Origin of the sequence: Rhizobium sp. 1399 (assembly GCF_031455475.1) — a bacterium.
In the GTDB taxonomy this organism is placed as follows: Bacteria; Pseudomonadota; Alphaproteobacteria; order Rhizobiales; family Rhizobiaceae; genus Rhizobium.
Genome location: NZ_JAVDSU010000003.1, coordinates 284,726 through 297,671 on the forward strand (window position 1 = coordinate 284,726; position 12,946 = coordinate 297,671).

Below are 12,946 nucleotides of genomic sequence, written 5' to 3' on the forward strand. Positions count from 1 at the left end.
ATGTAACTTATGTTGCTTCATGATCGGGGCGGCGTCAAAGGAGAGTTTCATGTCATTCGAGGTCATCGTCATCGGCGGTAATTTCGCCGGCCTGTCTGCGGCCATGCAGCTTGCCCGGGCGCGCCGCCGCGTTCTGCTGATCGATGCGGGCGCGCCGCGCAATCGGTTTTCGCAGGCGTCACATGGTTTCCTGGGCCAGGACGGCCAGACGCCGGCAGCGATTATGCGGGAGGGAAAGCGGCAGCTTTCGCTTTATCCGACCATCACCATTCGTGACGGGGAAGTTGTTCAGGCACGTGCCGATGGCGACGAATTCGTTATCGGCATCAAGGGCGGTGGCGAAGAAAGAGCAGCGCGCATCGTCCTGGCAACCGGCATAAGCGACACGCTGCCTGATATCCCCGGCCTGCGGGATCGATGGGGCCGCTCCGCACTGCACTGCCCCTATTGCCACGGTTATGAGGTGAGCGGCGGTAAGCTCGGCGTTCTCGCAAACCATCCGCATTCGGCACATGCGGCCATGCTGATTCCCGACTGGGGAGAGACAACCTATTTCACCCAAGCGCTGTTCGAGCCCGATGAAGAGCAACTCGCAGGGCTGACTGCTCGCGGTGTACGGATCGAGCGCAGCCCTGTCGTGGAATTATTGGGGGACACTCCCAGGCTTGAGGCCGTTCGCCTCGCCGATGGCAGGGTCCTGCGGCTGGATGCCGTGTTCGTCGCTCCGAAAACGGCAATGGCGAGCCCGGTTGCCGAACAACTCGGCTGTGTCTTCGACGACGGTCCGTTCGGTCCGCTCATCCGGACCGGCGATAACAAGGAAACAACCGTCAAGGGTGTCTTTGCCGCCGGCGATGCGGCAAGCGCAATGCATAACGCCACGCTCGCTTCCGCTTCAGGCGTGCTCGCCGGTGTGCATTGCCATCAATCGCTGGCGATGCAGTCCGCCCGATAGTTCTTCTTCGGTCTAAGGCAGGAACAGCACGTCATATTGATCGAATTCGCCCGGCAGATCACGGACTTTCATCTCCTTCTCGCCGTCCTCGAAAACCACGAGGCAATACTCGTAGAAGCCGGCGAGCATGCGTATGAAGGCTTTCGTGCCCTCCTGGCCGTAAAAGAGCGGTGTGAATTCCATATAGAGAGGCGTGCGGCGGGCAAGCAGCGGCAGCATTGAGCGGCAGGCAACCGGCTCGTAACCCTCGATATCCATCCAGACGAGGCCAATGGCTGTTTGGTCGATGCTGAGTCCGTCGAGGATGCCGGTCACGGGTAGCACCGGAACGCTGATCTTCTGGTCACTGGGGCTCTGGCGGATGGCGCTGCTCTTGCCATGATTGGCGCTGTTCAAAAAGAAGTCGATCTCGCCTTCACCTTCGCCGGCGGCGCAGTTGACGAGGCGCACCGTGTCGATAAGACCGTTCTGGCGGATATTTTGTTCCAGAAGGCGGAAATTGCGCGGATCTGGCTCGACGCTGACGATCCCGGCAAATGCGCGGGCGAGCGCAAAATAGACTGTCTGTGTGCCGATATTGCCGCCGATCTCCAGCAGCATGCTGCCCTTCTTCAGCAGGCCGCGCTCGCGCAGGATCACGAGCAGCCGGTCGACTGCCTCGCGTTCGAAATGGCCCTTCCGGAAGACCTTGCGGCCGATATAGTCGGCGGGTGAAAAACTCATCAGGTGATCGCCGGCATCGACCGTCATGGAGGTGACGCGCGGCCCGATATTCTCGATCAGCAGCCGGCGGCCGGTGCGGGTGTCAAAGAAACGTGTGGCCAGCGCATTGCGCGCCTTACGCAAACGGCGCTTCCAATATTTGCCAGTAAGCCATGCTTGGCCGGACATTATTGTCTTTCCTTGAGCGGTTCGGCGGCTTTCTCTCTCGGAATGACATAGACTTTCAAGGGGAGCGCCCGGCCACGCACATTGATTTCGCAGCTTTCGACCGTTTCCAGATCAATGCCGGCGCCTATCGCGACCGGCTCGGAAATGACGATCGCAGCATTAAGCTCCTTGGCGGCCGTCTCCAGGCGGCTTGCGACGTTGACGGTATCGCCGACGGCCGTCAGGCTGCGCACGCGCCCATAGCCCATCGTGCCGACGACTGCCGGGCCAGTGTGGATGCCGATAACGATCTGCAGCGGCAATGGCAGTTCGTCGGAAAGTTCGGCGGCGAGCTTCTCCACCTCGGCAACAATCGCGGATGCGGCTGCCACAGCCTGCCGGCAGGCTTCCTCAGGTGTGGTGTTGAGGCCGAATAGTGCCATGGCGCCGTCGCCGATGAATTTGTCGAGCCGTCCGCCGGCCTGTTCCACCGCCTTGCCGACGATCCCGAAATAGCGGTTGAGCAGGAAGACGACGTCGAAGGGCAGGCGGGTCTCAGTCAGCGTCGTGAAATGGCGCATGTCACAGAAGAGTACGGCGATCTCGCGCTCGCGGCCAGGGCTGGTTTCCTGGCTGTTGGCGGGAAGGGTAGCCTCCGTCTGCGGCACGAGCAGCGGCGCGACAGTCAAGTCCTTATCCGGGCGGAGCTGACAGGCGAGGCGTACATCAGCTGCCGCATTGATGCGCTTCAGCGTCGTCTGCTCCAGCTTGTCGGGCGGCGGCAGGGTCCAATAATCGCCGAGGATCTGCACGCGGCAGGTGGAGCACTGCCCCTTGCCACCGCAGACCGAATAGTGCGGCAGGCCGCCGAGCCTGCTTGCCTCCAGCACTGTGAAGCCGCGCGGCACGCGCACGGTCTCGCCGCCGGGATAGTGAACCGCGACTTGGTTCGTCCGCTCTTTCAGCCTGCGGCGCGCCCGTGCCAGAATGACGAGGGCAAGCGCTGCGGAGAAGCTGCCATAGAGCCCAGCGCGGATCGTCGCGATTTTCTCGCGCGCCTCAGGATCGTTGTAATAGCGGGTATTGACCGTTTCTTCGTAGTGGCCGGATTCTGACTCGATGTAGGAGGGATCGGATAGCGTGCGGCCCATCTCGACGAAACCGAGCAGCGCCAGCACCGGCAGGAGGATGGCGATTGCCAGAAGCAGCGATGAGGAATTGTCGTACCAGGGCCGATAGCGAAGCCAGAAATGTATGCCGATACAGCCATGGATCCAGACGGCGAGCAGTGCGAAAGTCTGGCGTACGCCGTTCTGCGGTGAGTTGATCCAGAGCGTGCGAACGATCGTCTCGTAATTATCGGTATAGCTGTAGAGTGCATGGACGATGCGTGTGCCGATGACATGGTCGATGAGCAGCAGCGGGATTAGAAGGCCGAGAACGATCTGTGCCATCTCGTTCTTCGGCATGACGAGGCTACGGCGCATATAGAGCCCGCGCAGCACCAGCGTCATATGGACGAGGACCGAGCCGTAGAAGAGCAGGGTGCCCAGCGGATTACGCCAGATCGCCAGAAACAGCCGGCGCGCATCATCGGCCGCCGTCAGCGAAACGAGCCCCAATGCATGGTTTGACATATGCAGGATGATGAAGACGAACATCACAAGGCCGGAACCGAGCCTGGCCTTCCTGATCGTGCGCTCCGAAAAAATCCCTGTGGCCCAGACCGTCGTCATCAATTCCTGTTCTTGAAGCTCAAATCGCAAATGCACTAGAGAAGACGAAAAAGGGCGGAATTATCGTCTCGTCTAATCACGATCGCTTCGGTATGCCTGTCTGTATCGTTCAAGGATAGTGACAATAGCGGAAATTTTCGCCTACGGCGCGAGCGCCGATTGGAAACACACTGTCATACGCGGAGTGTCGCGATGCGGATTGCCTTCTACGCGCCGATGAAGTCGCCGCGCCATCCGGTGCCCTCAGGCGACCGGTTGATGGCGCGGCTGCTGATCCGGGCGCTGGAAATGGCCGGGCATTCGGTCGAGATCGTGTCCGAGTTCCGCATCCATGCCGGCACGCCGGAAGCGGCGGCCGAAGCGCTGGCGATGGCCGAAGAGGAGCTTGAGCGGCTTCGGCGCAAATGGCGGGAGGAGCCGAAGCCGGAGCTCTGGTTCTGCTATCATCCCTATTACAAGTCCCCCGATCTCTTCGGACCGGCGATCGCGGCGGAATTCACAATTCCCTACGTTACGGCGGAAGCCTCCTATTCGCGCAAGCGCGACGGGATGGGGTGGGCCTTGTTCCAGAAACCGGTGGGCGAGGCGATCCGCCATGCGGCGGTCAATATCGCCTTTACCGAACGCGACCGGAAAGGATTGGAAGATGTCTTTCCCGAAGCGCGTATTGCCGGAGTAAAGCCTTTCGTTGACACAGCGCTCTTCGAGGCGGTAACGCCTGCTCCCGATCCGCAACGCTTGGTGAGCGTGGCAATGATGCGGGCCGGTGACAAGATGGAGAGCTACAAGACGCTCGCTGCGGCACTGCGCATGATCGAGGATCGGCCCTGGACGCTCGGCATCATTGGCGACGGTCCGCTGAGGGCTGAGGTGGAGGCGCTGTTTGCGGGCTTTGCGCCCGGTCGTATCGACTGGCTCGGTCAGAGGGAGCCGGAAGAGATAGCCGACCAGCTTTCGAAGAGCGGCATCTATGTGTGGCCGGGCTGCGGCGAAGCCTATGGACTTGCCTATCTCGAAGCGCAGGCGGCGGGCCTTCCTGTCGTGGCGCAGGCGACTGCCGGGGTGCCTGCCGTGGTAGAAGCCGATATGACAGGACTATTGACGCCGGATGGCGACATAGAAACCTATGCGCGGGCCATTGCCGGACTGCTGGATGACCAAGAGCGCCGTGACGTCATGGCATCCGCCGCCCGCCGCTTCGTCCTCGACGAGCGTTCGCTTGCCGGCGCGTCACATGAACTGGATTTGATCCTACGCAATCATGCAGGAGCAGCACATGATCGATAGCACCATCCGCGAGCCGTTGTATCAGGAGCTGGAGCGCTGGCGCGACGCTGGCCGCGTGGCGCGGCTCTGGCTGCGGGATGACGATGCAATCGAGCCGACGGCGGCGCTGGAGCGACTGCTCGCCGAGACGAAAAACTATGGCATCCCCGTCACGCTTGCGGTCATTCCGGCCTCTACCGGCGCACCGCTCGCTCAGCGGCTTGCGGATGAGGCGCGTGTCAGCGTGGCGGTTCACGGCTGGGCGCATTACAATCATGCCGGGCCTGACGACAAGAAGCAGGAACTCGGCGGGTCACGTCTGGAAGAAACCATTCTCGGCGAGCTCCATGAAGGCTTCCTGAAGCTGAAGGGTCTCTACCCGAAACGCTTTCTGTCGATGCTGGTTCCGCCGTGGAACCGGATCGACAAGGGTCTCATTCCCAAGCTGTCGGCGCTCGGCTTCGAATCCCTTTCCACCTACGGACGCGTCAAGGGCGAAAGCCCGCTCGCCATCGTCAACTCCCATCTCGACCTTATGGACTGGCACGGCGCCCGCGGCGGCCGGCCGATGGCAGACCTGATCGGCGAGCTGGTCGCGGAGCTGCAGGACAGGTTCGAGGGTAGCCGCGAGCCGATCGGCGTGCTCGGGCATCATCTGGTGCATGACGCGGCCGCCTGGGATTTCCTTGCCGAACTCTTCGAGGCGACTGCGGGCCATCCCGCAGTGGAATGGGTTTCAGCAGCCACGCTGGTGCAGGATCAGATGTCGACGACCTGATTGTCTCGGGCTGCGAAGGCGCCGGCAAAGGCGGCCTGCGCCTCGCTTTCCATGACGGCAAGCTGTCCATCGGTGCGCGAGGGCGCATGATGGAACAAGGCGAAGCGCTTTGCGCCTGCCATCTTCGCAAGTTCAGTACCGTGCTGCCATGTGGAGTGGCCAAAGCCCTTGAAGCGCTGCATCTCGTCTTCGTTATAGGTGCAGTCGTAGACGACGAGATCTGCGTCCTTCATCATTTCGAGCGCCACCGGATCATGCGTGCCCGGAATGTGCTCGATGTCGTAGATCAGCGCCACGATGCGGCCCTTCCAGTGGATGCGATAACCGATCGCTCCGCCCGGATGGTTCAGCATGTAGGTCTGCATTTCTACGCCTTCGTGCGGGGTCAGCGTCTGGCCCGCATGGAAATCGCGGAAGTTCATCGTTGCCTGACAGATATCGGTCTTTACCGGAAACCAGGGCGGGCTGATGAACTGCTCGACCATCTCGCGCGTGCTCATCTTGCCGTCCAGGTGGCCGGACCAGATGTTGACGTTGATCGACGGGTAGTAGATCGCTTTGAAAAAGGGCAGGCCGATGATGTGGTCGTAATGGCAGTGACTGAAGAAGAGGTCGACATCGCGGACTTCATCCGCAAGAAGCGAAAGGCCAGCCTCGCGCAGTCCCGAGCCCGCGTCGAAGATCATCCGGTGCTCGCCGCAGCGAATTTCTATGCAGGAGGTGTTGCCTCCATATCGGTCGAATTCCGGGCCTGACACGGGAATGCTTCCCCGAACGCCCCAAAATTTTACCTGAAACAGATCGTTACTCATTTTCCTTCAAACCAGCTTTCCCGCTTCGTCATCGTAGTCACCATCGATCCCGATGCGAAGCTGCAGAATTCCACGGGTTTGCCTATATCCCCTCGCACTCTTCTAACGGCTAGCCGAAGAAGAAGTAGATTTTCCTAAGCAATCGGCTTTTGGCTCAGAATGCAAGCCGGTATGGTTCGTTTTCTGTAAACGTTCCGGCGCATGCGAGGTCGCGACATTTCCCGCGGGATCATGCATCTTAAATGGTTGCGCGCGACCGAAAATGCAAATCCTCTGCTTTTGGAGGTGTTGAAGCCGCGGAACGGTCTGAAAAATGCGTCGAACGTGGACGGTGGCAAAGCGCGCCGGCGGGAAGGCTGCGTGTCTTAGTCGTGGACCCCGGCACGAGACGCCAACGTCCGCTTCTGCAGAAGATATTGTCACAAAACTGAAATAGATCTGTCGCATAGCTGTCATCCGGGGTGCCTAAATGTCGCCATACTTTCTTTAAAGCGACATTTGGTCTGCCCATGAACGCCCCCTCAATTCGATCGTCCTCTGCCGTTGCCGCGGCGGGTCTGGAATTGAGTTACGGGCCAACGCAGATTCTCAAAGGCATTGATTTTTCTCTGGAAAAAGGCAAGACGCTGGCACTGCTCGGCCCTTCGGGCTGCGGCAAAACCACGCTTCTTAGGCTGGTTGCAGGCCTGCTTGCGCCGACCAAGGGGGCTGTTTCGATTGCCGGCACCATCGTTGCCGATGGTGCGACCGGCGCCTTCGTTCCCCCGGAGAGGCGCGGGCTCGGCATGGTCTTCCAGGACTATGCGCTCTGGCCGCATCTGACGGTCGGCGGCAATGTCTCCTTTCCGCTTGAAATGCGCGGCGTCGGCAAGGCGGAGCGCCAGACCCGGACGATGCGCGCCCTTGGGCGCGTCGGCCTTTCGGCCTATGCCGACCGGCGGCCGAGCGATCTCTCCGGCGGCCAGCAGCAGCGCGTGGCGATCGCGCGTGCCATCGTCGCCGAGCCGCAGCTCATCCTTTTCGACGAACCGCTTTCCAACCTCGACCGCGAATTGCGGGAAAACATGGTGGGCGAACTCGCCGAGCTCATTTCCACACTCAGCCTGACGGCGATCTATGTGACGCACGACCATAGCGAAGCGCTGACGCTTGCCGATGAAGTCGCGGTCATGCGTGCTGGTCTGATCGAGCAGCTTGCCTCGCCGGATGACCTGATCGAGCGGCCGGCGACACCCGAGGTTGCCGACTTCCTGCGGCTTGGCTGCCTCGCCGATATCGAGCGGCGCGGACGTGCCTGGTGCTTCAAGGACAGCGACATCGTGCTGACCGAAGCCGAAGGAGTTGCCGGCGGCGGAGCTCGCGTGCTGATCCCGGTTGCCTGCATTTCGGCCGGTGAAGCCTCTCCCGATCGACTATCCGCTACCGTGCTGCGTTCGCAGTTCCGCGGCGATGGGCATCTGGCAAGCGTTTCGCTCTCCGGTCTGCCCGGCTTGGAATTGCGGGTTCTGAGCCGCGCCAAGCTGCGCGCCGGCGAGACGATAGGCCTTGCGATCGACGCAGCGCAAATCCGTTGGTTTCAGCAGAAAATACACCAATCCATAGAGGAGAAACTGGAACATGTTTAAGTCATTGAAGAGCATCACTTTTGGCGTCGCCGCCGCCGCCCTCATGGCCGGTGTCGCCCATGCCGACATCACCGTTTATACAGCCGGCCCGCAGAGCCTCATCGACAAGCTGTCGGCCGGCTTTACCAAGCAGACCGGCGTCAAGGTCAATGTTTTCCAGGCAACGACCGGCAAGGTCATGGCCCGTATCGAAGCCGAAGCCGCAAACCCCGTTGTCGACGTCGTCATCTCGGCTTCCTGGGATACGGCCAACGACTTTGCCAAGCGCGGCTGGCTCGTCAACTATTCGAGCCCGAACGCTGCCAAGGTTCCGGGTTTCCTGAGGTCCGAAGGCGCCGTTGCACAGGGCATCTCGGCTCTCGGCATCGTCTGGAACTCCAAGAGCGGCACGCCGAAGCCGGCCGAATGGGCCGACCTGACGAAGCCGGAATACAAAGACCTCGTCAATATTCCGGATCCGGCACAGTCCGGTTCATCCTTCGAACTGACCGCTGCTCTCGGCGGCCAGGACGACTGGAAGCTCTTCAAGGCTCTGCGGGCAAACGGCGCCATCATCGCCGGTGCAAATGCTGACGCCCTGAACCCGGTTCTGCAGGGTGCCAAGGCCGTCGTATTCGGCGCTGTCGACTACATTGCTCTCGCCGCACAGAAGAAGGGCGAGAATATCGAAGTCGTGTTCCCGAAGTCCGGTACGGTTATCGCGCCGCGCCCGGCCATGATCATGAACTGGTCCAAGAACCAGGACGACGCCAAGAAGTTCATCGACTACATGCTTTCTGACGAAGGTCAGGCGCTTGTTGCCGGCGAAATGCTGATGCCCGCGCGCACCGACGTCGCCGCCAGCCGTCCGCTGATTAGCGACCTGACGCTCCTGAAGTACGACACGGCTGCTGTTTACGGCAAGCGCAAGGAAACGCTGAAGTCCTTCGCCGATCTCTACGGCGCCAAGTAAGGTCTAGCCATATGAGAGGAAACGGCATCGGCGGCACGGCTCCGGCCGCCTGGCTGGCAACAGCGGGCCTCGTTCTCGTGGTCGCCGTTCCCTTCATCGCGGTGGTGCTGCAAGGCATCTTCCCCGAACTCGGACAGGGCTCGTTCGCGAGCCCTTTCTCCTCCCTCTATGCGACGCTCGCCGATAGTTCGCTGATCCGCATGGGCGGCAACACCATCCTGCTCGGCGCTTGCGTGGTGTTTGCTTCGGCGCTCGTTGCCGTACCGCTCGGCGTCTTCCGTGCGCTCTACAGAATTCCCTTCGCGCCTCTCTGGGACGTGCTGCTGCTCGTGCCCTTCATGATCCCGCCCTATATCGCCACACTCGGCTGGATCATGACGCTGCAGCCGCGCGGGTATCTGCAGCAGCTCGCCGGTTTCAATTTGGCGCCCTTCCTGTTTTCAATCTTCGGCATGACGCTTGTCATGGCCTTCAACACCTTCCCGGTCGTCTATTTCGCGGTGTCGCGCACGGTCGAGGCCGTCGGCGCGCGTTATGCCGATGTCGGTCGTGTCTTCGGCGCCTCGCCAGCGCGCGCCTTCTGGCGCATCACGCTGCCGCTCTCGGCCCCCGGTTTGACGGCAAGCCTCATGCTGGTCTTTGCCGCGGCGATTGAGGAATATGGCACGCCTGCAGCGCTCGGTCGCCGCGCCGGTTTCCAGGTGCTGGTCACTGGTATCGACCTGCGTGTCACCGACTGGCCGATCGATCTGCCGGGTGCAGCTATCCTGTCGCTGGTGCTGGTGGCCATGTCGCTCGTCACCTTCCTCTTGCAGCGCTGGATTCTGGCGCGCCGCTCCTACCAGACGGTCGGCGGCAAACCGACGGCAAAGGACAAGCGCCCGCTTGGCACGCTGAAGCTACCCGTTATGATTGCCTTTAGCGTCGTGGCGCTTCTCGCGACCGGCGTACCGCTGCTGGCAATCCTTGCGACCGCGCTAGCGCGAACGATCTCCGGCGGCCTTGCTCTCGACAATGTCAGCCTCGACAATTTCATGGCGGTCTTCGGCAACAGCGCCGGTGCCGTGACGGCGCTGATCAATAGCTTTTCGCTGGGTATCGGCACGGCACTGATCACGGGACTGATTGGTGTTACGGCCGCCTATACGGTCGTGAAGACGAAAATCTCCGGCCGAATGGCCATCGATGTCATGACAATCCTGCCGAATGCGCTGCCAGGCATCGTCGTGGCCGTCGGCCTCATCCTCGCTTGGAACATGCCAGGCCTACCCTTTACGCCCTACAATACCGGCCTCATCCTGCTGCTTGCCTATTGCTGCATCCTGCTGCCGCAGCCGGTGCGCTACACGACGGCGGCCTTCCAGCAGATCGGCGACAATCTGGAGGCGGCCGCCCGCGTCTGTGGCGCGAGCGGCATCACGGCCTTCCGGCGTATCCTCCTGCCGCTCGTCTTTCCGAGTCTTGCCTCCTCAATGTTGCTCGTCTTCGCGCTTGCCTCGCGTGAGCTCGTCGCCTCCGTCGTCGTGGCACCCGTCGGCATGCAAACGATCGCGACCTTCATCTGGCGCCAGTTCGAGCAGGGCTCGATCGGCCTTGGTATGGCGATGGCCTTCATCGCAATCTGCATCACGACGTTGCTGCCGTTGATTCTGATGGGGCTGATGCGGCGTGACAATATGGTTGCGGATTGAGATGCACTCAAAATTGAGATGTTCTTGTTTCTCGCGGAAATTGCTGAGATAATTTCCTTGAGCAACGTTTGGAGTGAAGATGGCTCCAGTCACTGAGATCGTTATAGGCCTCATGGTCGTTTCCATCCTCATCGTCGCATTTGCCGTATTCTTGTCCTGGAAGCCTGTTTGGTGGGCGCACCTTCGTTTTCCAGGGCGTTCAGTTCGTGGCCAAGCCGAAGGCGGTCTAGAAGTGAGTTTTGACTGCGATGATGGAGGTGATGGCGGTGGTGACGGAGGAGGCGATTAAGCTCAGAGCGACGTCGTAATCCCACCGTCGACCATCAGCATATGACCATTGACGAAGGACGACGCGTCCGACGCCAGGAAGACAGCCGCACCCACCAACTCCTTGACATCGCCCCAACGGCCGGCCGGCGTGCGGGCCTCAAGCCATGCGGAAAATTTCGGATCATCGACAAGCGCCTGGTTGAGCGGCGTCTTGAAATAGCCGGGTGCAATGGCATTGACCTGCAAACCGTGTTTTGCCCAGTCCGTCGCCATGCCACGGGTGAGATTGCGCACAGCGCCCTTGGTTGCCGTATAGGGTGCGATATTTGGGCGGGCGAGTTCGGCCTGTACCGAGGCGATGTTGATGATCTTGCCGCGGCCGCGGCCGATCATCGCCCGCGCGACCGGCTGACTGACATAGAAGATGCTGGAAACGTTGGTGCGGAAAAGTTCGTCCCACTTTTCGACAGGGAAGTCCTCCAGCGGCGTGCGAAATTGCATGCCGGCATTGTTGACGAGAATATCGATCGGGCCGATTTCCGCTTCGATATAGTCGATCGCCGAACGGCAGGCCTCGGCATCGGTAACATCGAAGGCAGCGCTGACGGCATGGCCTTTGTTTTCACGGATCGCTTTGGCTGCCGCTTCCGCTTTCTGGGCATTGCGCCCATTGATGATGACTGACGCCCCGTGCTCGGCAAGCCCGAGCGCCAGCGCATGGCCGATGCCTTGGCTGGAGCCTGTCACGAGCGCGCGGCGGCCAGAAAGATCGAAGAGGGGAAAGGTCACGGGATCACTCCTGAAATCACCATCCCTGCATAGCCGGTTTTACCGCTGCTGCGCAAAGGCGATCAGTCTGTCCCTAGACGTTTGATATTCCCTGTCAGTTCCTTTGCCAGCCGCAATGACGCGGCAGTCGCCATAACCATCTGCGGCAGCACCAGCCATTCGAGCGTCCAGGCGGCGCCCGATCGCTCCTGTTCATGGACGAGCGAGTGGTGGATTGCCGAAAGCTGCGTGGCGTTGAAGCGGGCAAGCGCGACCAATGTTTCGGCGGCAACAGGATTCTGCTTGTGGGCCATGGCCGAAGAGGCGCCGCCGCCCGCAAGCTCGATCTCGCCTCCGGCTTCGGCGAGCAGCACCACGTCCTGTCCGAATTTGCCGAGGCTGCCCGAGATCAATGAGTAGAGATTGGCGAGATCGGCAAGGCGGCTCCGCCGGCTCTGCCATTGCGGCTCGTCGGTCAGCCCCAGTTCCAGTGCCAGCGAGGCGCGCACGGCGGATGCCTCGGCTCCGAGTTTTTCGAGCGTGCCGGCAGCACCGCCGAACTGAACGGGGAAGGTCTGCTCCGTCAGCCGGTCTCGATAGGTCTCCAACGGCAGCCGCCAGGCGGCTATGCGATCGGCAGCGGTGATAGGGATCGCGGCCTGCATGCGCGTATGGCCCATCAGGCGGTTAACCCCGAACTGCCGCTCAAGGGCGGTTAGTCCCGTAACGATGGCATGCAGACGCCCGCCGAAAAGGAAGGTCACGGATTTCAGCCGAAGCATGAGGCTAGTGTCGATGACATCCTGGCTGGTCGCGGCGAAATGGAGGTGTTTTGCCACCTCTTCGCCCGCCGCCTCCCGAAGCCGCCGAACCAAATCGGGAATGACGACGCCATCCCGGGCGGTTGCGGCGTTCAGGCTTTTCATGTCGGGGGTGAAACCTGCACAGGTCTCGCCGATCGCCCGAGCGGCCTCAGCCGGAATGACGCCGTGTGTGGCTTCGGCACGAGCAAGCGCTGCCTCGAAAGACAGCATTGCCCGGATATCCGCCTCGGCGGAAAAATACGGGGCTATTTCACTGTCGCTGAGCAGGCCGGAGAGGAAGGGATGATCGAAAGGGGAAGTGGTCATTCGGAGTCTCGTTTTATTACCGCCCGTCTGGCCTGTCGCGCCATCAAGCTCAAGGACAAGTTAGGGCAGCACGACGCTACTTGCCCGGCACAC

The 12,946-nt window shown here is 61.1% G+C and carries 11 protein-coding genes; 6 read left to right on the plus strand and 5 right to left on the minus strand.

Features of this window, described 5'->3' with window-relative positions:
- The first annotated feature begins 49 nt into the window (after positions 1–49).
- Positions 50–955 (plus strand): NAD(P)/FAD-dependent oxidoreductase, encoded by a 906-nt coding sequence (locus J2X71_RS12630; protein WP_310382431.1) that lies wholly within the window; start codon positions 50–52, stop codon positions 953–955.
- Between the two features lie 12 nt (positions 956–967).
- On the opposite strand, the gene J2X71_RS12635 is transcribed toward J2X71_RS12630, so the two are convergent.
- The gene (locus J2X71_RS12635) at positions 968–1,846 is read right to left on the minus strand and encodes an FkbM family methyltransferase (protein WP_310382432.1); all 879 of its coding nucleotides are present in this window, start codon (positions 1,844–1,846) and stop codon (positions 968–970) included.
- Positions 1,846–3,561, minus strand: coding sequence for an adenylate/guanylate cyclase domain-containing protein (locus tag J2X71_RS12640; protein WP_310382433.1), 1,716 nt, complete (start codon positions 3,559–3,561; stop codon positions 1,846–1,848). Before J2X71_RS12640 ends, J2X71_RS12635 begins: the two co-directional genes overlap by 1 nt.
- Before the next feature lie 192 nt (positions 3,562–3,753).
- Here J2X71_RS12640 and J2X71_RS12645 point away from each other — a divergent pair, with 192 nt between their 5' ends.
- A complete protein-coding gene (locus tag J2X71_RS12645) occupies positions 3,754–4,848 on the plus strand; it encodes a glycosyltransferase family 4 protein (protein ID WP_310382434.1) in 1,095 nt (364 codons plus the stop codon).
- Complete coding sequence (locus tag J2X71_RS12650) at positions 4,838–5,605, plus strand: polysaccharide deacetylase family protein (RefSeq protein WP_310382435.1); 768 nt, start codon at positions 4,838–4,840, stop codon at positions 5,603–5,605. Before J2X71_RS12645 ends, J2X71_RS12650 begins: the two co-directional genes overlap by 11 nt.
- On the opposite strand, the gene J2X71_RS12655 is transcribed toward J2X71_RS12650, so the two are convergent.
- On the minus strand, positions 5,587–6,417 hold the full coding sequence (locus tag J2X71_RS12655) for an MBL fold metallo-hydrolase (RefSeq protein WP_310382436.1): 831 nt from the start codon (positions 6,415–6,417) through the stop codon (positions 5,587–5,589). The two genes, J2X71_RS12650 and J2X71_RS12655, sit on opposite strands and share 19 nt — an antisense overlap.
- Positions 6,418–6,926: 509 nt before the next feature.
- Between J2X71_RS12655 and J2X71_RS12660 the strand changes: the two genes are divergently transcribed.
- Genes J2X71_RS12660 through J2X71_RS12670 form a run of 3 tightly spaced genes read left to right on the plus strand, consistent with a single transcriptional unit; the run spans position 6,927 to position 10,685 of the window.
- Positions 6,927–8,042, plus strand: a complete 1,116-nt coding sequence (locus tag J2X71_RS12660) for an ABC transporter ATP-binding protein (protein ID WP_310382437.1) — start codon at positions 6,927–6,929, stop codon at positions 8,040–8,042.
- On the plus strand, positions 8,035–8,994 hold the full coding sequence (locus J2X71_RS12665) for an ABC transporter substrate-binding protein (RefSeq protein ID WP_310382438.1): 960 nt from the start codon (positions 8,035–8,037) through the stop codon (positions 8,992–8,994). Before J2X71_RS12660 ends, J2X71_RS12665 begins: the two co-directional genes overlap by 8 nt.
- Positions 8,995–9,005: 11 nt before the next feature.
- Entirely contained in the window at positions 9,006–10,685 is a 1,680-nt protein-coding gene (locus J2X71_RS12670) for an iron ABC transporter permease (protein WP_310382439.1), read from the plus strand.
- Positions 10,686–10,976: 291 nt separating this feature from the next.
- Here J2X71_RS12670 and J2X71_RS12675 read toward each other — a convergent pair whose 3' ends face one another.
- Both J2X71_RS12675 and J2X71_RS12680 read right to left on the minus strand, forming a co-directional pair.
- On the minus strand, positions 10,977–11,744 hold the full coding sequence (locus tag J2X71_RS12675) for an SDR family oxidoreductase (protein ID WP_310382440.1): 768 nt from the start codon (positions 11,742–11,744) through the stop codon (positions 10,977–10,979).
- Between the two features lie 62 nt (positions 11,745–11,806).
- Positions 11,807–12,853 (minus strand): 3-carboxy-cis,cis-muconate cycloisomerase, encoded by a 1,047-nt coding sequence (locus tag J2X71_RS12680; protein WP_310382441.1) that lies wholly within the window; start codon positions 12,851–12,853, stop codon positions 11,807–11,809.
- Positions 12,854–12,946: the final 93 nt, after the last annotated feature.